Origin of the sequence: Sphaerotilus mobilis (assembly GCF_004216565.1) — a bacterium.
Lineage (GTDB): Bacteria > Pseudomonadota > Gammaproteobacteria > Burkholderiales > Burkholderiaceae_C > Sphaerotilus > Sphaerotilus mobilis.
Genome location: NZ_SGWV01000007.1, coordinates 112,869 through 137,401, shown reverse-complemented (window position 1 = coordinate 137,401; position 24,533 = coordinate 112,869). Strand labels below are relative to the sequence as shown.

The following is a 24,533-nucleotide window of genomic DNA, read 5'->3' as shown; positions in this document are numbered from 1 at the left end:
CACCGCATCCTGGAGAACCCATGTTCAAGAAGATCCTGATCGCCAACCGGGGCGAGATCGCCTGCCGCGTCGCCACCACCGCGCGCCGCCTGGGCGTGGCCACCGTCGCGGTGTACTCCGATGTGGATGCGCAAGCCGCGCATGTGCGGGCCTGTGACGAGGCCGTGCACATCGGCGGCGCGGCGGCGCGCGACAGCTACCTGCAGTGGCAGCGCATCCTCGACGCGGCGCTGGCAACCGGTGCCCAGGCGGTCCACCCAGGCTACGGCTTCCTGAGCGAGAACGAGGACTTCGCCCGCGCCTGTGCCGCCGCCGGCCTCGTGTTCATCGGTCCGCCGGCCGAGGCCATCGCCGCGATGGGCAGCAAGTCGGCCGCCAAGTCGCTGATGGAGAAGGCCGGCGTGCCGCTGGTGCCCGGCTACCACGGCCGTGACAACGACCCCGCGCTGCTGCAGCGCGAGGCCGACCGCATCGGCTACCCGGTGCTGATCAAGGCCAGCGCCGGCGGTGGCGGGCGTGGCATGCGCCGGGTCGACCGCGCCGAGGACTTCGCGGCCGCGCTGGCCTCCTGCCAGCGCGAGGCCCAGGCCAGCTTCGGCGACGACCATGTGCTGGTCGAGCGCTATGTGAGCCGGCCGCGCCACATCGAGATCCAGGTCTTCGCCGATGGCCATGGCCAGTGTGTCTACCTGTTCGAGCGCGACTGCTCGGTCCAGCGCCGCCACCAGAAGGTGCTGGAAGAAGCGCCCGCCCCGGGCATGAGCGCGGCGCGACGGGCCGAGATGGGGGCGGCGGCGGTGGCCGCCGCGCAGGCGGTGGGTTACGTGGGCGCGGGCACGGTCGAGTTCATCGTCGAGCCTGAAGCGGGTGCCGACGCTGGGTCGGAGGTCGGCCGCTTCTATTTCATGGAGATGAACACCCGGCTGCAGGTCGAACATCCCGTGACCGAAGCCATCACCGGCCATGACCTGGTCGAGTGGCAGTTGCGGGTGGCCTCGGGCGAGCGCCTGCCGGCCACGCAGGACGCGCTGCGCATGCGGGGGCACGCGATCGAGGCTCGCATCTGCGCCGAGAACCCCGACGCCGGCTTCCTGCCCGCCACCGGCAGGCTGGACGTGCTGCGCTGGCCGGCCCATGTGGCCTTCACGCGCCATGCCAGTGGCTCAGGCCATGAGCCATCGGCCGCCGTTCGGGTCGATGCCGGTGTGCGCGAGGGCGACGCCATCAGCCCGCACTACGACTCGATGGTCGCCAAGCTGATCGTCTGGGGCGAGGACCGCGCCCAGGCGCTGGCCCGGCTGGACGCGGCGCTGGCGCAGACCCACATCGTCGGCCTGCAGACCAACGTCGCCTTCCTGCGCCGCGTGGTGGCGAGCCGCTCCTTTGCCGAGGCCGATCTGGACACGGCACTGATCGAGCGCGAGCGTGCCGTGCTGTTCGACCAGCAGGGCCTGCCGCTGCACTGGGCGGCAGCCGGCGTCATCGCCCAGGCGCTGCAGGCCGAGTCGGCCTTGCAGGGCGCGGACCCCTGGTCGCGCCGCGACGGCTGGCGCATCCATGGCGGTGCGCGGCGGCGCTTCGACCTCAAGCGGGGCGAGGTCCACCACATCGCCACGCTGGAACGCCACCACGACGGCCGGCTGCAGCTGGCGATGGGCGAAGCGTCCTGGCCATTGGCCGTGACGGCGCTGGGTGGCGACCGCCACGACATCACGCTGGGCGGCGAGCGCCGCACGCTGGCCGTGCATGCGGTGGGCGAGACGGTGGCGGTGTTCGGCACCGAAGGCTCGGTCGAGTTGCAGGACTTCGACCCGATCGCCCATGCCGGCGACCATGCCGAGGCCGGCGGGCGCCTGACCGCGCCGATGCCGGGCAAGGTCGTGGCGCTGCTGGCCCGGGCCGGCGACACGGTCGAACGCGGCCAGCCGCTGGCGGTGATGGAGGCGATGAAGATGGAACACACCATCGCCGCGCCGCGAGATGGCGTCGTCGCCGAGTTGCTCTATGCCGTGGGCGACCAGGTTGGCGAAGGCGCGGAACTGCTGCGGCTGGCAGACTGAACAACGCTGGTCGACGCTGGACGACGCTGAACGACCGACAGGACCCACCGATGAACAAGCCCATGAACCTTCCCGCGCACGTCAGCATCGTCGAGGTCGGCCCGCGCGACGGTCTGCAAAACGAGAAGCAGGCGGTGGCCGCCGCCGACAAGATCGCGCTGGTGCATGCCTTGCAGGACGCTGGCCTGCGCGAGATCGAGGTCACCAGCTACGTCAGCCCGAAGTGGGTGCCGCAGATGGCCGACAACGCCGAGGTCATGGCGGGCATCACCCGCCAGCCCGGCGTGCGTTATTCGGTGCTGACGCCCAACCAGAAGGGCTGGGAGGCCGCCCGGCTCGGCCAGCCCGACGAGATCGTGGTCTTCGGCGCGGCCAGCGAGGCCTTCAGCCAGCGCAACATCAACTGCTCGATCGCCGAATCGATCGAGCGCTTCGCGCCGGTGGTCGAGTCCGCCTTGGCCGAGGGTGTGCGGGTGCGTGGCGCGATCTCCTGCGCCGTGGGCTGCCCCTACGAAGGCGAGATCGCGCCGGAGCGGGTCGAGCTGGTGGCGCGCCTGATGCGCCAGATCGGCGTGCAGCATGTCGGCGTGGCCGACACCATCGGCGTGGGCACGCCCCGGCGGGTGCAGGCGGCGCTGGACGCGGCCCTGAAGCACTACCCGATCGACGCGGTCAGCGGCCATTTCCACGACACCTACGGCATGGCGCTGGCAAACGTCTACGCCAGCCTGGAGGTCGGCATCGCGACCTTCGACACCAGCGTCAGCGGACTGGGCGGCTGCCCCTATGCCAAGGGCGCGACCGGCAACGTCGCCACCGAGGACGTGGTCTACCTGCTGCACAGCCTGGGCATCACCACCGGCATCGACCTCGACCGCCTGATCGACGCCGGCCAGGGCATCCGCGCGGCGCTGGGCCAGGCCAATGGCTCGCGGGTGGCGCGGGCCATGCTGGCCAAGCGGGCGGCTTGAACGCGCACGGGCTCCAACCATGATCCACCTGCACCACTGCGTCGCCGCCCGATCCTTCCGCGCCCTGTGGCTGCTGGAGGAACTGGGCCTGCCGCACCGCCTGACGGTCTGGCCCTTCCCGCCGCGTGTGCACGCCGCTGGCTACCTGGAGGTTCATCCCCAAGGCACCGTTCCGCTGCTGATCGACGGCGACACGCGGCTGGCCGAATCGGCCGCCATCTGCGAGTACCTGGTGGCCCGCCATGGCGGTGACACGCCCTTGAAGGTGCGGCCCGACGAGGCCGACTTCGGCGCGTGGCTGCAATGGCTGCACTTCGGCGAGGCCACGCTGACCTTTCCGCAGACGCTGGTGCTGCGCTATGCCTGCTTCGAGCCGCCCGAGCGGCGTCAGCCCCAGGTCGTGGCCGACTACACCCAGTGGTTCTTCGCACGCCTGCGCACGCTCGAAGCCGCCCTGCAAGGGCCGGGCGCCGGCCCGGACCATGTCTGTGCCGGCCGCTTCACCGTCGCGGACGTGTCGCTGGGCTATGCCTTGCTGCTGGCCGACGAGCTGGGCCTGTCCAGTCGCTTCAAGCCGCATGTCGCGGCCTATTGGCAGGCCCTGCAGCAGCGGCCTGCATATGTTCGCGCCCGGCTGGCCGAACGCGCTGCGGCCATCGCGCAGGGCGTGTCGCCCGAATCGGCGGTGCCGCGCTTGCCGGGGCTCTGAGCGCTGGCGTCAGCCGGTCCGGGTCGCCCGATCGAGGGCCTGATCGACATCCCACAGGATGTCGTCGATGTGCTCGATGCCCACCGAGATGCGGACCATGTCGGGGCCGACGCCCGCAGCGCGTTGCTGGGCCTCGTCGAGCTGGCGGTGGGTGGTGCTGGCCGGGTGGCTGATGAGGGTGCGGGTGTCGCCGATGTTGACCAGGTGGCTCATGAACTGAGCCCCTTCGATGAAGCGGATGCCGGCGGGCATGCCGCCCTTGACGCCAAAGGCCAGCAAGCCTGACGCACCGCGCATCTGGCGCTGCAGCAGCGCGTGTTGCGGGTGGTCTTCCAGGCCGGGGTAGTTGACCCAGGCCACGCGCGGGTCGTCGCGCAGGTGGCGGGCCAGGGTCAGCGCATTGGCGGTGTGACGTTCCATGCGCAGGTGCAGGGTCTCGATGCCCTGCAGCAACTGCCAGGCGCTGGTCGGTGCGAGCGCGGCGCCTTGGACACGCAGGGTTTCCATGCGGCAGCGCATCGAGAAGCCGAAGTTGCCGAAGGTCTCGTAGAACTTCACGCCGTGGTAGCCCGGCGAGGGCTCGGTCATGCCGGGGAACTTGCCGTTGTCCCAGGGGAAACGGCCGGCTTCGACGATCACGCCGCCCAAGGTCGTGCCGTGGCCGCCGAGGTATTTGGTGGCGCTGTGGATGACGATGTCCGCGCCCAGGTCGAGCGGGTTGCACAGGGCCGGCGAGGGCACCGTGTTGTCGATGATCAGCGGCACGCCGTGGGCATGGGCGACATCGGCCACGGCGGCGATGTCGAGCACCACCAGGCTCGGGTTGCCCAGGCTCTCGGCATAGACCGCGCGGGTCTCGGGCCGCATCGCTGCGGCAAAGGCCTGCGGGTCGGTGGCGTCGACGAAGGTGGTCTCGATGCCGAACTTCTTCAGGTTGACCGCCAGCATCGTGACCGTGCCGCCATACAGCGCGCCGGCCGCGACGACATGGTCGCCGGCCTGCAGCAGCGTCATCAAGGCGGTGGCTTCGGCCGCCATGCCCGAGGCGACCGCCAGCGCGGCGCGGCCGTGTTCCAGGGCGGCCACGCGTTCTTCCAGCGCAGCGACGGTCGGGTTGGACAGGCGCGAGTAGACGTTGCCGAAGGTCTGCAGGTTGAACAGGCCGGCCGCATGTTCGGCGCTGTCGAACACGAAGCTGGTGGTCTGGTAGATCGGCAGGGCGCGTGCGCCGGTGGCGGCATCGGGAATCTGGCCGGCGTGGATGGCCAGGGTCTCGGGCTGGAAGGTGTGGTCGGCCATGTGGATGCGCTCGGGAAGGGCTCAGACCGGCCGCTGGGCCGAGATCACGCCGGTGTTGACGCCTGCCCAGTTCAGGCCGCCGTAGAGGCGCGCGTGTTCGATCTTCACGCAGCGGTCCATGACGCTGAGCAGACCGGCGGCGCGGGCCAGCGCGTCGGCCTCCAGGTTCATCACGCCGAGCTGCTGCCACAGGCATTTGGCGCCGATGGCGACGGCACTCTTCGCGATCGGCAGCACGTCCTCGGGCTTGCGGAAGACGTCGACCATGTCGATGGGGAAGGGGATGTCCTCCAGCCGCGCATAGCTGGTCTCGCCGAGGATGTCCGGGTAGCGGGGGTTGACCGGCACGATGCGGTAGCCCTTGGCCTGCATGTACTTCGCGGCGAAGAAGCTCGGCCGGTGCCAGTCGGCCGACAGGCCGACCACCGCCACCGTGCGGCAGGTCTTGAGGATGTGGCGCAGCGTGGCGATGTCGTCGTCTGCCATGGGCGGGGCTCCGTGCAGGATCGGGGGGATCAGGTCGGATCAGGTCGGATCGGTCAGCAGCTTGCGCCAGCCGTCGCTGCCCAGCCGGCGCAGCGTCTCGATGTTGCGGTCGTAGATGTCGGCGGCATCCGGAAAGGCGTCGACCGCCGCCTCGATGCTGGCCTCGCGCAGCAGGTGCAGCGTGGGGTAGGGCGAGCGGTTGCTGGCGTTGTCGACGTCGTCGGGCTCGGTGCCGTCGAACTGGTAGTCGGGGTGGAAGCTGGCCACCTGCAGGTCGCCTTCGTAGCCCAGGTCCTCGATGGTGGCGTCGACCACTTCGAGGAAGTCGTTGTAGTCCAGGAAGTCGCCCAGCACCTGCGGGTGGATCAGCAGCGTGGTCTCGATCTGTGCCGGATCGGACTCGGCCAGCCGGTGCAGCTCCAGCGCCAGTTCGGCCTGCAGCGCCTCGGGCGTGGTCGCGCTGCTGACGACCCAGCGGATCTGGTCCTTGATGTGCACGGCCTTGGCGAAGGGGCACAGGTTGAGGCCGATCACGGCGCGTTCGAGCCAGCGCCGGGTGGCGGCCAGGACCTCGTCGGACGAGGGCAGCGCAGGGGCCGTGTCGGTCGGGATGTTCGTGTTCATCGGGGTCGGCGTCATTCAGCGAAGTTGCAGCGTGGCCGTCGCTGCGGCCACGTCGATGCCACGGGCCTGCAGGCGCGCGGCGATGTCGGGTTCGGCCAGCAAGGCGGCCAGCGCGGGCAGCAGCGGGCCCAGGCGCTCGTCGATGGTGTCGCGCACGGTGTCGACCATGACCTGGGTGCCGCGCTCGATCTCGAGGTTGAGCGCGTCGCCCTCGGCCTTGTCTCCGAAGGTGGTCTGGCGCAGCGTCTCGGGGATCAGCCAGACCTCGAACCAGCCCGCTGAGCGGTCGGCCTCGGCCACCGTCAGGCTGGCGCCGTTGACGGCGATGTAGCCCTTGGGGAAGACATAGCGCATCCAGGCCGGCGGCACCGCGATGCGCAGCACGTGGTTGTTCTCGGGCCGGCGCACCGAGGCGACCCGGGCCTGGCAGTCGATGTGGCCGGAGATCGGGTGGCCGCCGATCTCGACGCCGTCACGCGCGGCGCGTTCGACGTTGATGCGGCTGCCGACCTGCAGGCCGCCCAGGGTCGTGAGGTTCAGGCTCTGCTGCATCACGTCGAAGTCGGCCCGCTGCGGGCCCTGATGACGGGTGACGGTCAGGCAGCAGCCGTCGCAGGCGACGCTGGCGCCGATCTCCTGGCCGTCCAGGAAGCCGGGCGGGAATTCAAGCGTGAAGGTGCGCAGACCCGGTCGATCGTCGATGGCGACGACCTGGGCGATGGACTGGACGATGCCGGTGAACATGGAAGGTCGTGGTTTCTGGTCGGTTGCAAGAGGGGTTCAGGGCAGCTGGTAGGCCACCTTGCCGTGGTCCAGCTCGCTGATCCAGCCCTGGGCGCGCATGGCGTCCAGCAGGGCCTCGACGCCGGCCTCGCTCAGGTCGGCACGCAGGTGCGAGCGCAGGTGGGCGCGCAGCGAGCCGATCTTGACCGGCCGCTTGCCATCGCCCAGGCGCTTGAGGCTGTCCAGCGCCTTGCGGGTGTCGGACGGCATCGGCTCGTCGCGCAGCTGGCGGGTCGACGGGGTCGGCGCCGGGGTCAGGGCGGGCGGCGCTGATGGAGCGGTTGGTGCGGTTGGGGCCGGTGCGGCCGGCGTGGCAACGACATCCGGCGACGTGACGGCCACCGCAACGGTCTTGCGCGCGGCCGACTTGCGCGCGGCTTTCTTGGCAGGCGCCGGCGCGGCGGCGGGTGCTTCGGCCGGTGCTGCGACCGGCGCCTCAACCGGCGCTGCGGTCACGGCCTTGGCGGCCACCTTCTTGGTCGCCGCTTTCTTGGCCGCAACCTTCTTCGCAGCGGCCTTCTTGGCGACGACCTTCTCAGCCGGAGCCTTCACGGCGGGTGCGCTCGCTGCCGATGCGCTCTCGGTCTGTGCGCTCTCGGTCGGTGCCTTTTTGGCTTCGACCTTCCTCGCCGCCGCCTTCTTGGCTGGCGCCTTCTTCGCGACCGGGGCGGGCTCGGCCACAGGTGCCGCGACGACAACCGGTGCATCGCTGTCCGCGTCCTCGTCCGAGGCGACGATGTCGGCCATCAGCCGTTCGACCTGCACGCGCACATCCTCGTCGGCCTGCGGCGGCGTCACCGGGGCCGGTGCGGCGACCGCCGCTTGGCGCGCCGTGTCGCGGCGAGGTGCGCCGCGGCCGGCTTCACGCGTGGTGTCCCGCGAGGGATCACGGGCGCTGTCCCGTGTGCCGTCGCGAGTGACGTCCCGAGCGCCTTCCCGAGTGCCATCCCGCACCGCCTCGCGTCCGCCGCCACGACGCTGCCCTTGCGGTGCCGGCGTCGCCGCGCTGCGGCCTGGCTTGCTGCCGGCGCGGCTGCGCGGTGCGCGGGGTTCACGCGGCTCACGGGTTTCGCGGGTCTCGCGCGGTGCGCGGCTGGCGGCCGGTGGCGTCACTGGCGTGCCGTCGTCGTTCATGTCCTCGTCGCGCAGCGAGGGCACCAGCGTGACCTTGATGCCCAGCTTGCTGCCGTGTTCGATCAGCTGCGAGAAGCCCTTGCGGTCGCGCGAGACGATCACGTACTGGGCCTGCGGATGCTGCACCGACAGCCGGCCGAAGTGGAAGGACAGGTGGAAGTCCAGCGCGTCCTTGCCGGCCTTCTCGCACTGGATGAACTCGACCGCCGCGCCAACCGGCATCAGGGTCGTCGCCAGCTTGATCGGCATCGAGTTCTGGCCCGGCCCGTGGAAGACCTTCAGCAGGTGCTTGCCGACTTCCAGATCGGCCAGGTCCTCGGCCGCAGGTTGCACGTTCTCGTAGTCGACGAGGATGATGAGTTCGATCACGGTGGGCTTTCGGCGTTGACGCCGCCATTGCGGCGCGCGGGGTGGCAATGATCGTTCATCCGCCGTGGCCTTGTCGTCGCTCGCGCGGGAGGTCCGGTACACGGCCTGCGGCAGGTCATGGACAGAGGCAGGCCCGACGCTAAGCTTGCAGCCCTCATCACACCAAGGAGGACTTCTCATGCGCACCACCCTGTTGACCGCTGCGACCGCCACGCTGCTCTTGAGCGGCTGCGGCACGATCCAGTTCGGAGACGCGACGGCCGAGCAGCCGCTCAAGACCTTCCAGCCCGTCGCTGGCAAGTCCAGTCTCTATGTCTGCCGCGAGAACGCCTTGCTGGTCGCTGCTGGCGTGAAGTCCACCGTGCTGGTCGATGGCCTCGACATCGGCACCGTCAAGCCCAACACCTTCGTGCATGCGGTGATCGAGCCGGGTGCCCACAAGGTCCAGATGAAGAACGATGGCATCGCCGGCATGTACAACCCGGCCATCGACATCCAGACCCAGGCCGGCGCGCTGTCCTACCTGTGGATGGGCGTCAACGGCGGTGGCTTCGGCACCTACACCATCGACCACTTCCAGTCCGACGAGCAGGCCCAGGCCTGCGTCAAGGGCGCACGCTACGTCGTGCCGGCTGCCCGCTGAAACCGGTCAGCCCGGTGGACCGCGATCCCGTGAAGACCGATCGGCGCGAGCCGGCCCACCAGCACCCGCGTGTCGGCGTGGGCGTGCTGGTCGTCGATGCGGCCGGCCGTGTGTTGCTCGGGCTGCGGCGTGGGGCGCATGGGGCGGGGACCTGGTCCGCGCCGGGAGGGCACCTCGAATGGGGCGAGTCCTTCGAGGACTGCGCCCGCCGCGAGGTCGCCGAGGAAACCGGTCTGCAGCTTGGCGAGTTGCAGACCGGCCCGGTCACCAACGACGTCTTCGCCGCCGAAGGCCGCCACTACGCGACCATCGTCATGCTGGCCCGCCACACCGGTGGCACGCCGCAGCGGCTCGAGCCCGACAAGTGCGAGGCCTGGGCCTGGTTCGACTGGCAGGCCCTGCCGCAGCCGCTGTTCGCGCCGCTGGCCAGCTTGAAGGCGATGGGGTGGACGCCTGCGGCCGTGATGCCGCCCGTGCTGTTCGATGCGGCGGTGCCGGTCTTCTTGCATTACCTCGAACGCCTGGACAGCATCGTCGCCAAGGTCGAGCAGGCCTGCTTGGCGGGCGGCGCCGACGCGGCGCGGGCCGAGGCCGACTGGTTGGCTGCGCGTCTGGCGCCGGACATGCTGCCCTGGGGCCTGCAGGTCGAGGTGGCGGCCAACTTTGCGCTGCGCGGCTGTCGGCCGCTGGTGGGCCGGCCGGTGCTGCCGGGCGTGACGCCGGTCAGCGTGGCCGGCCTGCGCGAGCGCATCGGCCGCATCCGGGCGGAACTGGCGGCGCTGGTCCCGCAGGACTTCGTCGGCGCCGAGGCACGACAGATTCGCTGCCAGGCCGGCGAGGTCGAGCGGGTGTTGCCGGCCGGCGAGTTCTTGCAGCGCCACCTGCTGCCCAACTTCTTCTTTCACCTGACGATGGTGCACGCCATCGCCCGCGCCCGCGGCCTGGCGATCGGCAAGGCCGACTACGACGGCTACCACGTCTACCCACCCCCTGTCGGCGCGGCCTGACCGCGGAGTCCACCATGACCCTGAAGATCCTCTGCGTGCACGGCATCGGCCGACATGAGCCCGGTCAGGCCTGGGAAGAGCGCTGGCGGGCGTCCATCGTCGAGCCGCTGCAACGGCTGGCGCCCGGGCGCGAGGTGCAGCTCGAATTTGTGCACCTCGATGCCGAGTTCGGCGCCCGCGAGATCAGCGCGGGCGACGTCGCACGGGCTTTGCGCATGCTCGTTGGCAGTGCGCTGGACCCGCTGTTTGGCCGGCGCGAGCGCAACCTGCTCGGCACGGTCGTCGACCGGGTGCGCTGGACCGCCGGCATGGTCGTGCAATGGGTCGAGGACGCCGGCCTGCGCCGGGCCACGCGGACGCGGCTGGCCGCGCGCATCAAGGCCTTCCAGCCCGACGTGGTCGTGGCCCACAGCCTGGGCACGCTGGTCGCCTACGACACCTTCACCGATCCGAAGACCGCTGGCCTGATCGCCGGGCGCACGCTGGTGACCTGTGCCTCGCAGATCGGCAACCCCTTTGTCATCGGCCAGTTCGCCGCTGGTCGCCTGCTGCCGCTGCCGCAGGCGGCGCACTGGTTTCACCTGCACAACCCGGAGGACGCCGTGTTCACCGGGCCGATCCGGCTGGCGGGCGCCGATGCCGACAACTACACCCAGCTGCGCACGCTGTTCGACATCGAGGGCGTGGCCGACCACGACGTCGAGCCGTATATGCGGCATCGCCTGACCGTTGACCACGTCTGGGCCGGCCTGGCGCAGGGCGGAGAGCAGGGCGGAGAGCGGGGCGGTGAGCCGGTGGGCATGGCAAGCCTGGAGACGGTCGCCCCGACCGGCGCGGCGCCAGTCAGATCCAAGCCGCGCGTCGCGGCCGTGGCCTCACGCCCGCCGCGCAAACGGGCCCTGCTGGTGGGCATCAACGAATACGCCGATCCTGCCGCCAACCTGGCGGGCTGCGTCAACGACGTCTGGCTGGTCAGCGCGATGCTGCAGGAGTCGGGCTATGCGGCGGAGGACATCCGCATCGTGCTCAACGACCGCGCCACCACGGCCGGCGTGATCGAGCGCATGGACTGGCTGCTGGACGATGCACGCGGTGGCGACACCTGCTTTTTCTACTACTCCGGCCACGGCGCCCAGGTGCCGACCTATGGGGCCGACGGCAAGGTCGACCGCCTCAACGAATCGCTGGTGCTGCACGATTTCGACTGGAGCGCCGGCAAGGCCTTCAGCGACACCCAGTTCCATGCGCTCTACAGCCAGCTGCCCTACGACCTGCGGCTGGTCTGCCTGTTCGACTGCTGCCACGCTGGCGGCATGACCCGTGCGGCGGCCCAGCGCGTGCGCGGCCTGAACCCGCCCGACGACATCCGCCACCGCATGCTGCGCTGGGATGGCGCGCGCGAGATGTGGCTGCCGCGCAGCTTCGAGGCGCCCAGCAAGGCCTATGACGAACGCTTCAATGGCAAGGCGCCGACACGAGCGGCCGGCAGCGGTCGCGACGACACCCCCCTGCGTGCCACCCACCGGCTCGGGCAGGCGATGGACCTGCGCGCGGGCAGCGCACCGGCCAGCACCCGCAAGGCCGGCACGGCGCAGGCGCGCGGCCACCTCGGACCGTATCTGCCGACGCTGATCTACGCCTGCAGCGATGCCCAGTTCGCGCATGAGTACGAACACGGCCCGATCGCCCACGGCGCCTTCACCTACAGCCTGGTCAAGACCCTGAGGCGCGACCGCCGCGAGGCCGCCGGTCGACGCAAGGGCGCCGCCCGCACGCTGAGCTTCGCCCAGCTGGTCGAGGCGGTCGGCCGCGAACTGGCCGACCTGGGCTATGCCCAGACGCCCAGCCTGATCGCGCCGCAGGTGGTCAAGGACATGGCGGTGCCACTGCTGGCCTGACGATCCGGCCGGCGCCACATGCAGCGAGCCCGCCGGGTCTCCCCAGGCGGGCTCGTGGTGTCGAGGGGCTGGCTCATGCGCTGAGCCAGTCCAACGGTCCTGAGTGGGCTCAGGTGCCGATCAGGCCGCCATCGGCCTTGCGCACCACCACGGTGGCCGAACGCGGACGGCCGTCGGCACGCTGGTCAGGCCAGTTCGACACCGCACGCGGGTTGGCCGGGTCGTTGCGCTCGCTGGCCGGCTCGCCGGGGTGCTGCACGTTCAGGAACATCGTGCGGCCGTCCGGCGTGATGGTCACGCCGGTGATCTCGCAGCCCTTCGGGCCGGTCAGGAAGCGACGGGTCTCACCCGTGGCCGGGTCGGCGGCCAACATCATGTTGTTGCCCATGTTGACCAGATCGCCCTTGCCCATGGCCGAGGTCGACATGTCAGTCTGGATCCACAACACGCCACGCGCGTCGGCCCACAGGCCGTCCGGGCAGGCGTAGGCATCGCCCTTGATGTTGCCCTTGGCCTCGGCGCGGGCCAGCGTCGGATCACCGGCCAGCACGAAGTGCTTCCACGCGAAGGTGGTGCCGTCGAAGTCGCCGCTGTCGATCCACTCGATGATGTTGCCCATCGTGTTGTTGGCGCGCGGGTTGGCGGCGTCGGTGGCAGCGTTCGTGCCAGTGCCGCGGTTGCTGTTGTTGGTCAACGTGCACCAGACCTTGCGCGACTTCTGGTCGACCGCCGTCCATTCCGGGCGGTCCATCTTGGTGGCGCCCAGCAGGTCGCTGGCCTGACGGGTCTTGATCACCACCTCGCCCTGATCGGCAAAGCCGTTGGCCGCCGTCAGCGGGCCTTGGCCATGCACCAGCGGGATCCAGGTGCCCTTGCCATCGGCGTCGAAGCGCGCGACGTAGAGCGTGCCGTGGTCCAGCAGCGTGGCATTGGCGCGGGCACCGCCGGCCTTGATCGCATCGCGGCTGACGAACTTGTAGATGTACTCGAAGCGGGCGTCCTCGCCCATGTAGACGACGGCACGCTGGTCACGCGTGACGGCAATCGTGGCGCCCTCGTGCGCGGCGCGGCCCAGGGCGGTGCGCTTGACCGGCGTGGAGCTGGCGTCCATCGGGTCGATCTCGACGACCCAGCCGTGGCGGTGGATCTCGTTGGGGTGCTTGACGGCGTCGAAGCGCTCGTCGTGCTCATGCCAGCGGTAGAGCTTGGCATCGACCTTCTGCAGGCCCCAGCGCTTCTGATCGGCGTTCGGCGTGGCCGGGCCGTTGAAGTAGTTGATGAAGTTCTCTTCGCAGGTCAAGAAGGTGCCCCAGGGGGTCTGACCAGTGCCGCAGTTGTTGATGGTGCCGAGGATCTTCATGCCCTTCGGGTCGGCAGCGGTCTGCATCAGCTTGTGGCCGGCGGCCGGGCCACCCACGCCCATCGGCGTGGTGGCGGTGATGCGGCGGGCCCACGGCGACGGCGAGACCTTGGTCCACTTGCCGTCCTTGAACTCAACCTCGATGACGGACACGCCGTGTGCGGCTTGCGACTTCTTGACCTTCTCGGCCGACCAGGTGGCGATGCCGTCGGCATGCAGCAGGCCGTCGTCGACGTATTCGTGGTTCATCACCAGCAGGCCGCTCTTAGTCGCGTCGGCCGAGCCGTCCTGCACAAAAAAGTGGATGCCGTCGTGGTGCATGCCCATTTGGGCGGCCTGCTCGGCGGCGGTGTTCTTGCCGTCAAACTTGAAGGCCGGGGTCTCGCCCGACAGGCCGACCGGCTCGCCCCAGGCGGCGATGACCTGCGCGACATAGCCCTTGGGCACGGTGACAGCGTCAGCGGTCGACAGCGGCACGCTCTCGAAACCGATCAGCTTGCCGCCCATCATGCCGCCCATGCTGGCGCAGCCGGCCAGCGAGCCCAGGCCGAGCGAGCCGCCCAGCAGGGCACCCAGACCGCCCCGCAGCAGCGTGCGGCGCGACGGGTCCGAGACCTCGTGGAAGCTCGGGTTGGCCGAGCGGTTGCTGTCTTCCATCGTGTCGAAGTCTTTTGCCATCGTGTTGCTCCAGTGGGTTGGTGTTGCAGACAGCCCGCGAGGCTCGCAGCCTTCCGTGACGGCGCTGTGACGGATATCACGGCTGTGGCGTTGTCGCCAGAATGCACACCATGGCCGAACCCCTGAAGAACCTGCTGGACGACGCCAGCATCGCCGCGATGGCGCAACACCTGTCGCGCGTCTGTCATGACTTTGACGCGGAGACCTTCGTGCGCGTGGCCAGCGTCGACCTGGACGCGCTGGCCTTCAAGGCCCGCGCGATGCAACTGGCCGACGCGCTGCAGGCCAGCTTGCCGACCCACTTCGAGCGCGCCGCCGATGCACTGGAAGCCGCTCTCGCGCCGGCCGACGCGGGCGACTTCGACGAGCCCGCTGCCTCGCGCACCGGCGCGCAGGGCCTCGCCGGCTGGCCCGTCTGGGCCATGGCCGAACACATCGCCCGCCACGGTCAGCAGCAGCCCGAACGGGCCTTGTCGGCCTTGCACGCGATGACCCAGCGTTTCACCGCCGAGTTCGCGATCCGGCCGTTCATCGTCCGGCATCCGGCGCTGGTCTACGCCACGCTGCAGCGCTGGACGACGGACCGCAGCGCGCATGTGCGCCGCCTGGTCAGCGAAGGCAGCCGGCCGCGCCTGCCCTGGGGCTTGCAGCTCAAGGCCTTGGTGGCCGACCCGTCACCGACGCGGCCGCTGCTCGAAGCCCTTCAGGACGACGCCAGCGCCTATGTGCGCCGCTCGGTGGCCAACCACCTCAACGACATCGCCAAGGACCATCCCGAGCGCATCGCCGACTGGCTGGCCCGTCACCTGCCCGACGCCAGCGAAGCCCGCCGTGCCTTGCTGCGCCACGCCAGCCGCACGCTGGTCAAGCAGGGCGACCTGGCCGTCTTGCACGCCTGGGGCCTCGGCCAGCCCCTGCAGGGCCATGCCCGGCTGCGCATCGCGCCCGCCAGCATCTGCCTGGGTGAGTCGGTCGAGCTGGGCCTGACGCTGATCTCCACCTCGCCCGAGGCGCAGACCCTGCTGGTCGACTACGCCGTCCACCACGTCAAGGCCAACGGCAGCACCTCGCCCAAGGTCTTCAAGGGCTGGAAGCTCGACCTCGCCCCGAACGAAAGCCGCGCCTTTGTCCGCCGCCATGCGCTCAGGCCGATCTCGACCCGGACCTATCACCCCGGCTGGCATCGGGTCGTGGTGCAGGTCAACGGCGTGGCGGTGGCGGAGGCGGGGTTCGAGCTGGGGTGAATGCGCCGGCTTGCGCTGTGTCAGCCCATGTCGATGGGCAGGTTCAACACGAACACCGCGCCGCCCTCGGGCGCGTTCTCGGCCCGCAGCTCGCCGCCGTGCTGCTCGACGATGGCGTAGCTGATCGACAGGCCCAGGCCGGTGCCCTTGCCGACCGGCTTGGTGGTGAAGAAGGGGTCGAAGACACGCGGCAGGTGTTCGACCGGGATGCCCGGGCCGTTGTCGCGCAGGCGGATCTCGACCTGGCGGGTGGTGGCGTCGAGCTGGCTGCTGATCCAGAGCTCGGGCGGATCGCTGGCGTCCGGATGGGCCGTGCTGGCCGCGTCCAGCGCGTTCTGGACCAGGTTCATCAGCACCTGCTGCAGCCGCCCGGCGCTGCCGCTGACCGTCACCGGCTCGCCCAGGTCGCGGTGGACCAGCAGGTGGCTGGGGCTGGCCTTGGCGACCCAGTGCAGGGCCCTGTCGATGACGGCGTGCAGGTTCACCGCCTGGCGTTCCTCGCGGTCCATGGCCGAGAAGCGGCGCAGGCCCTGCACGATGTCGGCGGTGCGCTGGGCGCCTTCGAGCGTGCCCTCCATCAGCGAGGGCAGGTCCTTCAGGATCGGGTCGATGCGCAGCGCGCTGCGTTGTTCGGCCAGCGCCTCCAGCGGTGTCCCGGCATGGACCTGATCGAGGTAGCGGCCGAGCCGTTCGCTGTAGCGCTGCAAGGCATGCACATTGGCCAGCACGAAGCTGATCGGGTTGTTCAGCTCATGCGCGACGCCGGCCACCAGGCGGCCGAGCGAGGCCATCTTCTCGGCATGCAGCAGCTGCTGCTGGGTGCGCTTGAGGGCCTCGTGCGCCTCTTGCAGCTCGCGGTAGGCGCGCTTGATCTCGCCCATCGGACGGCCGACCCAGACATGGCCGACGCGGCGCCCGCCCGCGTCGAAGCGGGCGGTGCAGTTGAAGTCCACCGGCACGGACTGGCCTTGTGCATCGACCAGCTGCAGCTCCACCGACAAGGCATCGCGGCGCGCCTGCACGGCCTGCGTCAGGGCTCGCAAGCGGGCCTCGGGTGCGGTCGCGTCGGCGTCGTCGGGCGATGCCATCAGCTCGGCCATCGGGCGGCCACGCAAGGCCGCATCCTGACGGCCGACCAGCGTGCACAGCGCCGCGTTGGTCTCCTCGATGCGACCGTCTTCGCTGCAGGCCAGCAGCACATCGCTCATCGAGGCCAGCAGGCTGAAGATGAAGCGCTGCGACTGTTCGAGCTGGGCGTTCTTCTCCTCCAGCGCGACCTCGTCAGCGACCAGCTGCGAATAGACCTCGTCCATCTTGTGGATCACGTCCAGCCAGGTCGACTCGTCGATGCCCTCGGCGCCCGCCGGCATCGCCGGCATGGCCGGGGGCAGGGGACGCGGGGCGCTGCGCTCGGTCATGGCCAGGCGATCAGTGGACCGTGCAGACCATGCAAGGGTCGAAGGAGCGCACGATGTGCTGCACCGACACCGGCGTCGTCTCGCCGGGCTCGACCCGCGCGCCGACCAGTGCGGCTTCGAGCGCACCGGGAGTGCCTTCGGCGTCGCGCGGCGAGAAGTTGATGCTGGTCGGGGCGACGATCTGCCAGCGGGCGATGCGGCCGTCGCGCACCTCCGCCCAATGGCCCAGCGCGCCGCGTGCGGCCTCGGTCAGGCCGACGCCGACGCCGTCCTCGGGCAGGCGGAAGGGGGCGCTGTAGGGCTCGCCCGGGCGCAGCGCGGCCAGCCAGCCGACCATCTCGGGCAACACGCGGGCGATCTCGATCAGGCGGGCCAGCACGCGGGTGCGCACGCTGGTGCCGTCACGTCGCACCGCCTCTTCGATCAGGCGCTGGCCACTGGCGAGCTGGCGGGCGACCGCACCGGTCTCGACCACCCGACCGGCCAGCCGGGGCGCCTTGTTCCAGGTGTAGGCGCCGGGCTTGTCCGGCTGCGGCTGGGTGTGGCCGTGTCGGGGCGAACGGGCCGGATCGGCATGGGGCTCGTCACCGGGTCGTGTGGCCAGCCAGGCGTGGGTGGCGTCCTCGGTCAGCTCGGCGCTGTAGCGGGCGGCATCGAGCGGCTGCACGGCGGTGTCGGCGGTCCAGACACCCGCCGCCAGGCCATGCGAGCCATCGGCCTGCCGGTAGGCCCCCACGCTCAGCGTGCGGCCTGGCCCGATGCCGGCACGGCCCAGGTCCAGCGTGTCGGCGCAGCGCAGGAACAGCGCCAGATCACTGGCCGCGCCCGGGCCATCGGCCCAGGCCGACAAGGCGTCTTCATCGGCCAGATGGGCAATGTGTTCGAGCGGCGCGCCGAACAGGGTCTGCTCGCAGAAGGCCTGCAGCTCGCGCACCTTGGCGAGCAGACGCAGGCGCTCGGAGGCGTCGATCGCACGGCTGCTGCCGCCCGGGTGGATGCTCTGCGTGTGGGGCCACTTGCCGCCCAGCGTGCCCATCAGCGTGAACCAGCGCTGGCGTGCGGCGGTGGCCGCGCGGGCATGTTCGCCCCTGCCGGCAGCGAAACGCCGTTCGACCTCGGCAAACCACGGCTGGGACGCGTAGACCGGCCGGGCGAAGTCGGGCATGAAGAACAGGTGGAAGTGCGTCAGGTGATCGGCCAGGTTCTCGCAGGCCAGCATCAGGTTGGTCGCGATCAGCCCGTTGGGCGGCACCTCCACGCCGGCCAGATCGGCCAGCGCGCGCGCGGCGGCCACGCTCTGCGAGACCGAACAGATGCCGCAGATGCGCGGCACGATGAACAGCGCGTCCATCGGATCACGGCCGACCAGCATCTGCTCAAAGCCGCGGTACATCGGCGCGTTGACGCGGGCCGACTGCACACGGCCGTCGACGATGTCCAGGCGCACCTCCAGGTCGCCCTCGACGCGGTTGAAGGGTCCGACGACCAGCGTGCGGCTCATGACGAGGCCTTCACTTCAAGCGGGTTTTCCGCGCCACCGGCGGCACCACGACGTGGTCGGCGTTCGCGTTTTGCCGCACCCGCTTCGGCGTCGCGCTCTTGGACAGCGAGGCCAGCGCGACGAACCATGCCTTGGGCATGTCGGTCGGCAGGCCGATGGGGATGCCGGCCAGCTTGGGCGTCTGGTGATACGGGTGGCCGGGGTCCTGGAAGCCGGGCTCGGTGCAGCTCACGCAGGCATAGCCGCCGCGTGTGCAGGAGCCCTCGCCATTCCACAGCCGGGTGTTGCAGTCGGCATGGGCCTGGGTGCCCTTGCAGCCCATGTGTTCCATCATGCAGCCGAGGTCGGACGGCTTGTCGGCGCTGGCCTTGAACTCGTAGAACTCGTTGCGGGTGCAGCCATGGTGGACCAGCTGGTCGGCATAGAAGCGCGGGCGGCCCAGCGCGTCCAGGTCGTTCGAGCCGAGCAGCCCGGCGGCCAGCGCCGACAGGCTGTCGATGACCCAGCCCGGGTGCGTCGGGCAACCGGCCACGTTGATGACCGGCAGGCCGCCGCGCGCGATGAAGTCGGCGCCCAGCAGGCCGCCGCGGTGTTCGTCCTCGAACTGCAGGCCGCAGGCATCGGTCGGGTTGGGGCCGCTGGCGCTGATGCCGCCCCAGGCCGCGCAGCTGCCGATCGCCACGACATGCCGCGCGACGGCGGCAAGCTGGCGCACCCAGTCGACCATGGCCACGTCCGTGCCGGCCAGCACGTGGAAACGGCCGCTGCCGTGCGGGCCGCGCAGCAGGGCACCTTCGATGCACAGCGCGTCCAGCCGGACGCGGCCGGCCAGGCAATCGGCCAGCAGCGCCTGCAGCTCGACACCGCCGTCCAGCGACAGCGACGGGTGCCACAGCAGCTCGATGCCGGCCTGCCGCAGCGTGGCCTGGAAGTCGGGCGTGTCGGCGCACAGCAGCGACATGCTGCAGCCACCGCAGCCACCCGATTGCAGCCAGAGGGTGTTGAGGCGGGTCATGGCGATGAGCGGTCGGCGATGTCGATCGCGGCCATGGTGTCGATGGTGTCCATGCTGTCGACGGCATCGTTGGCATCAGCGGCATCAGCGGCATCAGTGGCATCGGCGTGACCGGGCAGACGCGCCGGCTTGTCGCCCAGGCCGAAGCGCTGCATCTTGGCGCGCAGGCCGACCCGCGATAGCCCCAGCTCGTCGGCCACCCGGGTCTTGTTCCAGCGCTGGCGCAGCAGGGCTTCACGCAGGAGCCGGGCCTCGATCGCATCGAGTCTTTCCTGCAGGGTGCCGTTGGCGGGCAGGCCGTTGTCGCGGCCGCCGTTCGAAGGGCCGGCCTGGCCATGCAAGACGGCCGCCGAAAAGGCGTGGGCATCGAGCGTGTCGTCGTCGCTCAAGGCGATGGCGCGGGCGATCTCGTTGCGCAGCTCGCGGATGTTGCCGGGCCAGGGGTAAGCCAGCAGACAGGCCAGCGCATCGGGGCCGAAACACAGGCCGCTGCGGCCGAGTTCGCGGCCCACGGTGTCCAGCAGTCGGGTTGCGATGGGCACGATGTCGCCGGGCCGCTCGCGCAGCGGCGGCACCTGCAGCGTGACGCCGGCGATGCGGTAGTAGAGGTCTTGACGGAAGCGACCGGCGCGCACCTCGTCGGCCAGTTGCCGGTGCGTGGCCGCGACCACCCGCACATCGACCGCCACGGCGCGCGAGGCACCGACCGGGCGCACCTCGCCTTCCTGCAGCACGCGCAGCAGCTTGACCTGGAAGGCCGGCGAGGTCTCGCCGATCTCGTCGAGGAAGACGGTGCCGCCGTGGGCGCGCTGGAACAGGCCGACATGGTCCTCGAAGGCGCCGGTGAAGGCACCGCGCTTGTGGCCGAACAGCTCGCTTTCGAGCAGCGTGTCGGCCAGCGCGGCGCAGTTCTCGACCACGAAGGGCCCCGTCGCACGCGGCGAGGCGACGTGGATCGCGCGGGCCAGCAGCTCCTTGCCAGTGCCCGACTCGCCCAGCACCAGCACCGGCAGGTCATAGCGGGCGACCCGCGCGGCCAGCTCGCAGATGCCGTCCAGCGGACTGCCGGGCGCACGTTCGATGCGCTGGAAGTCGAACGACGCGCGCACCTCGCGCTGGCGTTCGGCCCGGCGCGCCCGCAGCGCCGGGTTGCCGGCACGCAGGTCCAGCTCCAGCCGGTCCAGGCCGTGGCGCAGCGTGCGGGCCTCGACGGCCTGGCGCACGGTGGCCAGCAGGTGGTCGGGCACCCAGGGCTTGAGCAGGTACTGGAAGATGCCGGCGTCGTTGATGCCGGCAATGATGTCCTCGCTGTCGGTGTAGCCCGAGATGACGATGCGCACCGCCTCGGGCCAGTGCAAGCGGGCGTCCTTGAGGAAGTCGACGCCGCTCTGGCCGGGCATGCGCTGGTCGCACAGGATGACGTCTACCGGCTCGGCCTCCAGCAGCCGGCGGGCGTCCGCGGCGGACCCGGCGGTCAACACGCGGAAGTCTTCTTCGAGCGTGCGGCGCATCGCATCGAGCGAACGTGGCTCGTCATCGACCAGCAGGACGCTGGGCAGCTCGTCGGGATCGGGGGACGGGGACAGCGGCTTCATCGGGGGTGGAAAGGGCGAGCGCGCATTCTCCGCGCCCGGCCTGCGCGGCACATCAGCAGATCCTCGGCAGCGGTTCGCCGCTGAGCCAGTCGACCATGCGCCGGCCGCCGAAGCGGGTCCGCATCTGCACGAAGTGCTGGGCGTCGACGCCGACCGTGCCGATGCGTGCGGACTGTGCACCCAGCGGGTGAGCGCGCAGGGCGGCCAGCGCCGCATCGGCCGCCTCGGGCGCGACGACGGCGACCAGCTTGCCCTCATTGGCCATGTAGAGCGGGTCCAGCCCCAGCAGCTCGCAGGCGGCTTCGACCTGGGCGCGGATCGGCAACGCCGCCTCGTCCAGCGTGATGCCCGCGCGTGACTGGCGGGCGATCTCGTTGAGCGTGCTGGCCAGGCCGCCGCGGGTGGGGTCACGCAGCGTGCGCACCGCCCCTTCGGGCACGCTCGCCAGCAGTGCGGCGACCAGGCCGTGAAGGGCGGCGCTGTCGCTCTCGATCGTGGTCTCGAAGGCCAGCGATTCGCGCAGCGACAGCACCGCCACGCCGTGATCGCCCAGCGTGCCCGAGACCAGCACCACGTCGCCCGGCCGGGCCTGTGCGCCGCCGATGCGCCGGCCAGGTGGCAACGCGCCGATGCCGGTGGTGGCGATGAACACGCCGTCGCCCTTGCCCTGTTCGACCACCTTGGTGTCGCCGGTGACAACCGGCACGCCAGCCGCCCGCGAGGCCTCGGCCATGGAGCGCACGATGCGGACCAGGTCGGCCAGCGGCAGGCCTTCTTCGAGGATGAAGCTGGCCGACAGGTAGAGCGGCGTCGCGCCCAGCATGGCGACGTCGTTGACGGTGCCGTGCACGGCCAGCGCACCGATGTCGCCACCGGGGAAGAACAGCGGCGAGATCACATGCCCATCGGTTGCCATGACCAGGCCGTGGCCGGGCGGGGGCGGCGGCAGGCGCGCGGCGTCGTCGCCCTGGCGCAGGAAGTCGTTGTCGAAGGCAGCGGCGAAGACCTCTTCGATCAGCTGCAGGCTGGCCCGGCCGCCAGCGCCGTGGTTCATGTCGATGCGGCCGTGGCGCAGGTCCAGCGGGCGGATGTAGTCGGGCTTGATGGCCATGTCTCGCTCCTTGCGTCAGGCGTTGGCGGCAGCCGTGCCGGTCTCGACCCGGATGGGGATGTCGCGGAAACGGCCGTAGCTGTAGTGCGCCGCGCAGGCTCCTTCGCTGGAGACCATGCACGAGCCGATCGGGTTGTCGGGCGTGCAGACCGTGCCGAACAGCGTGCAGTCGGTCGGTCGCTTGACGCCGCGCAGGATCTGGCCGCAGGCGCATTGCTTGTGGTCGGCCACCGCCTGGTAGCGCAGATCGAAGCGACGTTCGGCATCGAAGCGGGCCAGCGCCGGACGCAGCCGCAACGCGCTGTTCGGCACCTCGCCCAGGCCACGCCATTCGAAGGACTCGCGCGGCTCGAAGACCTCGGCCACCAGCGCCTGTGCGGCCCGGTTGCCGTCGCGGGTGACGGCGCGGGTGAACTCGTTTTCGACCACGCCGCGGCCGTCGTTGACCTGGCGCACCAGCATCAGGATGGCCTGCATCACATCCAGCGGCTCGAAGCCGGCGATGACGACGGGCTTGCGGTAGTCGGCCGCGAAGCCCTCATAGGGCCGCGAGCCGATCAGGATGCTGACGTGGGCCGGGCCGACAAAGCCGTCCAGCGGCACGGCGCCGAGCGTGTCGCGGATGTCGCGGGCCTCGGCCGCATCGAGCAGGTGGGTGATCGCCGCAGGCGTCAGCACATGGCAGGCCAGCAGGCTGAAGTTGTCCAGCCCCTCGGCCTGGGCGCGCTTGAGCGTCAGCGCGGTCGGCGGCGTGGTGGTCTCGAAGCCGATGGCGAAGAACACCACCTCGCGATCCGGATGCTGGCGCGCCACCGCCAGCGCATCGGCCGGCGAATAGACCATGCGGATGTCCGCGCCACGGGCCTTGGCCTTGATCATCGACAGCCCGCCCGAGGCCGGCACGCGCATCGTGTCGCCGTAGGTGCAGACGATCGCACCCCGGTTGAGCGCCAGGTCGATGGCCTGGTCGACCCGGCCGATCGGCAGCACGCAGACCGGACAGCCGGGGCCGTGGATCATGCGCACCTGCGGTGGCAGCAGTTCGGCGATGCCGTAGCGGGCGATGGCATGGGTGTGGCCGCCGCAGAACTCCATGAAGCGGTAGTCGCGCGCCGGATCGGCCTCGGCCGCGATGCGTTCGGCGATGCGGCGGGCCAGTTCACCGTCGCGGAACTCGTCGACGTATTTCATGCGCGGTCTCCGGCGGGGGCGGTCATTTGGGGATCTGAGTTCGCGGCTGACATGGCGGCTGACGTGGCGCCCGACACGGCATCCATCTCGGCAAACAAGGCCAGCGTGCGCGCGGCCTCTTCCGGGTCGATCAGGCCGATGGCGTGGCCGACGTGCACGACCACGTAATCGTCGACACGGGCTTCCGGCACCAGCGCGATGTCGACGGGCTTGCGCACACCGCCGAGGTCGACCAGGGCTTGCTGGTCGGGCAACAGGGCGACGATGCGCGCGGGCAGGGCTAGGCACATGGCGTGGGCTCCAGCAAGGAGATCGGGGACGGGTTGGCGTGCGACAGCCGTTGCCCGGCGATCCAGGCCTGACCGAGCGCCAGAGCGGCGTCGCCGCAGCTGTGGGCGACCGGGCGCAGCACGCGTAGACGGCGCCGCTCAAGCATGGCGCGCAGCGCTGTCGACAGCAGCCGGTTGAAGAAGCAGCCGCCCGCCAGCACGATGGTGTCGGTGCCGGCCGCGTGGGCAGCGGATGTGGCGGCGCGGGCCAGGCCATCGGCCAGCGCGAGGTGGAAGTGGTGCGCCAGCCGGGCCGGCTCGGCGCGGGCATCGAACAGGTCGGCCAGCACCGGCGCGAGGTCGATGTGCTCGTCGACCAGGCGGGCGGTGCTGAGCGCGGGTTGGCCGCTCGATGCCGGGTCATGCTGCGCGGCCAGCGCCTCCAGCGCCTGCGCGGCCTCGGCCTCGTCGTGCTGCTGCCAGCACAGGCCCAGCGCGGCGGCGGCGGCGTCGAACCAGCGGCCGGCACTGGACGTGGGCGGGCAGTTCAGGCCACGTTCGAGCATCTGCTTCAGGCCCTGTGCCCGTTCGAGGCCGACATGGCCGGCGTGGCGCGAGACGATCTCGTCGCCCCGGCCCAGCCGGTGCAGCACGGCGCTGGCCATGCGCCAGGGCTCGCGGGCGGCCCGGTCCGCGCCGGGCAGCGGCAGCTCGGCGAGGTGGCTCACGCGCCGAGCCTGTCCGCGGTCGACCCGCAGCAGCTCGCCGCCCCAGGCGCCGCCGTCGTCGCCGCGCCCGTAGCCGTCCAGCACGATGGCGATAACGGGGCCGTCGACAGGCGTGCCCGCCAGCGCCTGCTCGGCCAGCACGACCCCGACATGCGCGAGGTGGTGCTGCACGCCGATGGCGGGCACGCCCAGCCGGTCGGCCAGCGCCTCGGCCAAGCGTGTGCTGTGGAAGTCCGGATGCAGGTCGTGCGCGATGCCGTCGAGCCGATGGCCGGCGCGCGCGACCAGCTGGTGCAGGGAAGCCTCCAGCGCCCGGCAGGCCTGCGGCGTGCCCAGGTCGCCATGCGTGGGCGACGCGGTCCAGCACCCGTCCAGCCACAGGCCGGCGGTGTTCTTCAGGTAGGCACCAGTGGCGAGGAGGCGGGCCATGTCGTTGCGGC

General features: G+C 70.8%; 21 protein-coding genes. 7 read left to right on the top strand and 14 right to left on the bottom strand.

The window, feature by feature from the left end:
- Positions 1 to 20 precede the first annotated feature (20 nt).
- The 3 genes from EV685_RS00900 (at position 21) to EV685_RS00890 (ending at position 3,740) form a co-directional block, all read left to right on the top strand.
- On the top strand, positions 21 to 2,060 hold the full coding sequence (locus EV685_RS00900; RefSeq protein WP_130480119.1) for an ATP-binding protein: 2,040 nt from the start codon (positions 21 to 23) through the stop codon (positions 2,058 to 2,060).
- 62 nt (positions 2,061 to 2,122) lie between these two features.
- Positions 2,123 to 3,031: a hydroxymethylglutaryl-CoA lyase gene (locus EV685_RS00895; RefSeq protein WP_207224763.1), complete on the top strand. Its 909-nt coding sequence runs from the start codon at positions 2,123 to 2,125 to the stop codon at positions 3,029 to 3,031.
- Between the two features lie 19 nt (positions 3,032 to 3,050).
- Positions 3,051 to 3,740 carry a glutathione S-transferase family protein gene (locus EV685_RS00890; protein WP_130480117.1) on the top strand — a complete coding sequence of 230 codons (690 nt, stop codon included), beginning with the start codon at positions 3,051 to 3,053 and terminating at the stop codon, positions 3,738 to 3,740.
- A 9-nt stretch (positions 3,741 to 3,749) separates the two neighbouring features.
- On the opposite strand, the gene EV685_RS00885 is transcribed toward EV685_RS00890, so the two are convergent.
- Genes EV685_RS00885 through EV685_RS00865 form a run of 5 tightly spaced genes read right to left on the bottom strand, consistent with a single transcriptional unit; the run spans position 3,750 to position 8,435 of the window.
- The gene (locus EV685_RS00885) at positions 3,750 to 5,039 is read right to left on the bottom strand and encodes an O-acetylhomoserine aminocarboxypropyltransferase/cysteine synthase family protein (RefSeq protein ID WP_130480116.1); all 1,290 of its coding nucleotides are present in this window, start codon (positions 5,037 to 5,039) and stop codon (positions 3,750 to 3,752) included.
- A gap of 21 nt (positions 5,040 to 5,060) precedes the next feature.
- Entirely contained in the window at positions 5,061 to 5,525 is a 465-nt protein-coding gene (locus EV685_RS00880) for a CoA-binding protein (RefSeq protein ID WP_130480115.1), read from the bottom strand.
- A 39-nt stretch (positions 5,526 to 5,564) separates the two neighbouring features.
- On the bottom strand, positions 5,565 to 6,149 hold the full coding sequence (locus tag EV685_RS00875; protein WP_130480114.1) for a DUF1415 domain-containing protein: 585 nt from the start codon (positions 6,147 to 6,149) through the stop codon (positions 5,565 to 5,567).
- A gap of 15 nt (positions 6,150 to 6,164) precedes the next feature.
- Entirely contained in the window at positions 6,165 to 6,893 is a 729-nt protein-coding gene (locus tag EV685_RS00870; protein ID WP_130480113.1) for a riboflavin synthase subunit alpha, read from the bottom strand.
- A 36-nt stretch (positions 6,894 to 6,929) separates the two neighbouring features.
- Positions 6,930 to 8,435, bottom strand: coding sequence for a PIN domain-containing protein (locus EV685_RS00865; protein WP_130480112.1), 1,506 nt, complete (start codon positions 8,433 to 8,435; stop codon positions 6,930 to 6,932).
- 178 nt (positions 8,436 to 8,613) lie between these two features.
- Between EV685_RS00865 and EV685_RS00860 the strand changes: the two genes are divergently transcribed.
- From EV685_RS00860 to EV685_RS00850, 3 genes are read left to right on the top strand one after another with little or no spacing between them, the layout of a single operon-like run.
- Complete coding sequence (locus EV685_RS00860) at positions 8,614 to 9,078, top strand: DUF2846 domain-containing protein (RefSeq protein WP_130480111.1); 465 nt, start codon at positions 8,614 to 8,616, stop codon at positions 9,076 to 9,078.
- Positions 9,079 to 9,107: 29 nt separating this feature from the next.
- Entirely contained in the window at positions 9,108 to 10,085 is a 978-nt protein-coding gene (locus tag EV685_RS00855; protein ID WP_130480110.1) for a DUF1993 family protein, read from the top strand.
- Positions 10,086 to 10,099: 14 nt separating this feature from the next.
- Entirely contained in the window at positions 10,100 to 11,983 is a 1,884-nt protein-coding gene (locus EV685_RS00850; protein ID WP_130480109.1) for a caspase family protein, read from the top strand.
- A gap of 109 nt (positions 11,984 to 12,092) precedes the next feature.
- Here EV685_RS00850 and EV685_RS00845 read toward each other — a convergent pair whose 3' ends face one another.
- Positions 12,093 to 14,021: a PhoX family protein gene (locus tag EV685_RS00845; protein WP_130480108.1), complete on the bottom strand. Its 1,929-nt coding sequence runs from the start codon at positions 14,019 to 14,021 to the stop codon at positions 12,093 to 12,095.
- 110 nt (positions 14,022 to 14,131) lie between these two features.
- On the opposite strand from EV685_RS00845, the gene EV685_RS00840 reads away from it, so the two are divergent.
- Entirely contained in the window at positions 14,132 to 15,265 is a 1,134-nt protein-coding gene (locus EV685_RS00840; RefSeq protein WP_130480107.1) for a DNA alkylation repair protein, read from the top strand.
- Between the two features lie 20 nt (positions 15,266 to 15,285).
- Here EV685_RS00840 and EV685_RS00835 read toward each other — a convergent pair whose 3' ends face one another.
- The 8 genes from EV685_RS00835 to EV685_RS00800 are packed head-to-tail and all read right to left on the bottom strand — an operon-like array spanning position 15,286 to position 24,522.
- Positions 15,286 to 16,683, bottom strand: a complete 1,398-nt coding sequence (locus tag EV685_RS00835) for a sensor histidine kinase (protein WP_207224731.1) — start codon at positions 16,681 to 16,683, stop codon at positions 15,286 to 15,288.
- 10 nt (positions 16,684 to 16,693) lie between these two features.
- Entirely contained in the window at positions 16,694 to 18,184 is a 1,491-nt protein-coding gene (locus EV685_RS00830) for a nickel-dependent hydrogenase large subunit (RefSeq protein ID WP_130480106.1), read from the bottom strand.
- A gap of 10 nt (positions 18,185 to 18,194) precedes the next feature.
- On the bottom strand, positions 18,195 to 19,199 hold the full coding sequence (locus tag EV685_RS00825) for an NADH-quinone oxidoreductase subunit B family protein (RefSeq protein ID WP_130480105.1): 1,005 nt from the start codon (positions 19,197 to 19,199) through the stop codon (positions 18,195 to 18,197).
- Positions 19,196 to 20,794 (bottom strand): sigma-54-dependent transcriptional regulator, encoded by a 1,599-nt coding sequence (locus tag EV685_RS00820; protein WP_130480104.1) that lies wholly within the window; start codon positions 20,792 to 20,794, stop codon positions 19,196 to 19,198. The genes EV685_RS00825 and EV685_RS00820 overlap by 4 nt, the downstream gene beginning before the upstream one ends.
- A 52-nt stretch (positions 20,795 to 20,846) precedes the next feature.
- The gene (gene hypE / locus EV685_RS00815; protein WP_130480103.1) at positions 20,847 to 21,905 is read right to left on the bottom strand and encodes a hydrogenase expression/formation protein HypE; all 1,059 of its coding nucleotides are present in this window, start codon (positions 21,903 to 21,905) and stop codon (positions 20,847 to 20,849) included.
- Between the two features lie 15 nt (positions 21,906 to 21,920).
- Entirely contained in the window at positions 21,921 to 23,096 is a 1,176-nt protein-coding gene (gene hypD, locus EV685_RS00810; RefSeq protein ID WP_130480102.1) for a hydrogenase formation protein HypD, read from the bottom strand.
- Complete coding sequence (locus EV685_RS00805) at positions 23,093 to 23,386, bottom strand: HypC/HybG/HupF family hydrogenase formation chaperone (RefSeq protein ID WP_130480101.1); 294 nt, start codon at positions 23,384 to 23,386, stop codon at positions 23,093 to 23,095. Before EV685_RS00805 ends, hypD begins: the two co-directional genes overlap by 4 nt.
- Positions 23,377 to 24,522 (bottom strand): Kae1-like domain-containing protein, encoded by a 1,146-nt coding sequence (locus EV685_RS00800; protein ID WP_130480100.1) that lies wholly within the window; start codon positions 24,520 to 24,522, stop codon positions 23,377 to 23,379. The genes EV685_RS00805 and EV685_RS00800 overlap by 10 nt, the downstream gene beginning before the upstream one ends.
- Positions 24,523 to 24,533 lie beyond the last annotated feature (11 nt).

Coding starts and splice junctions, on each gene's coding strand:
- EV685_RS00900 (WP_130480119.1), top strand. CDS start 21: ATGTTCAAGAAGATCCTGATCGCCAACCGGGGCGAGATCGCCTGCCGC.
- EV685_RS00895 (WP_207224763.1), top strand. CDS start 2,123: ATGAACCTTCCCGCGCACGTCAGCATCGTCGAGGTCGGCCCGCGCGAC.
- EV685_RS00890 (WP_130480117.1), top strand. CDS start 3,051: ATGATCCACCTGCACCACTGCGTCGCCGCCCGATCCTTCCGCGCCCTG.
- EV685_RS00885 (WP_130480116.1), bottom strand. CDS start 5,039: ATGGCCGACCACACCTTCCAGCCCGAGACCCTGGCCATCCACGCCGGC.
- EV685_RS00880 (WP_130480115.1), bottom strand. CDS start 5,525: ATGGCAGACGACGACATCGCCACGCTGCGCCACATCCTCAAGACCTGC.
- EV685_RS00875 (WP_130480114.1), bottom strand. CDS start 6,149: ATGAACACGAACATCCCGACCGACACGGCCCCTGCGCTGCCCTCGTCC.
- EV685_RS00870 (WP_130480113.1), bottom strand. CDS start 6,893: ATGTTCACCGGCATCGTCCAGTCCATCGCCCAGGTCGTCGCCATCGAC.
- EV685_RS00860 (WP_130480111.1), top strand. CDS start 8,614: ATGCGCACCACCCTGTTGACCGCTGCGACCGCCACGCTGCTCTTGAGC.
- EV685_RS00850 (WP_130480109.1), top strand. CDS start 10,100: ATGACCCTGAAGATCCTCTGCGTGCACGGCATCGGCCGACATGAGCCC.
- EV685_RS00845 (WP_130480108.1), bottom strand. CDS start 14,021: ATGGCAAAAGACTTCGACACGATGGAAGACAGCAACCGCTCGGCCAAC.
- EV685_RS00840 (WP_130480107.1), top strand. CDS start 14,132: ATGGCCGAACCCCTGAAGAACCTGCTGGACGACGCCAGCATCGCCGCG.
- EV685_RS00835 (WP_207224731.1), bottom strand. CDS start 16,683: ATGACCGAGCGCAGCGCCCCGCGTCCCCTGCCCCCGGCCATGCCGGCG.
- EV685_RS00830 (WP_130480106.1), bottom strand. CDS start 18,184: ATGAGCCGCACGCTGGTCGTCGGACCCTTCAACCGCGTCGAGGGCGAC.
- EV685_RS00825 (WP_130480105.1), bottom strand. CDS start 19,199: ATGACCCGCCTCAACACCCTCTGGCTGCAATCGGGTGGCTGCGGTGGC.
- EV685_RS00820 (WP_130480104.1), bottom strand. CDS start 20,794: ATGAAGCCGCTGTCCCCGTCCCCCGATCCCGACGAGCTGCCCAGCGTC.
- hypE (WP_130480103.1), bottom strand. CDS start 21,905: ATGGCCATCAAGCCCGACTACATCCGCCCGCTGGACCTGCGCCACGGC.
- hypD (WP_130480102.1), bottom strand. CDS start 23,096: ATGAAATACGTCGACGAGTTCCGCGACGGTGAACTGGCCCGCCGCATC.
- EV685_RS00805 (WP_130480101.1), bottom strand. CDS start 23,386: ATGTGCCTAGCCCTGCCCGCGCGCATCGTCGCCCTGTTGCCCGACCAG.
- EV685_RS00800 (WP_130480100.1), bottom strand. CDS start 24,522: ATGGCCCGCCTCCTCGCCACTGGTGCCTACCTGAAGAACACCGCCGGC.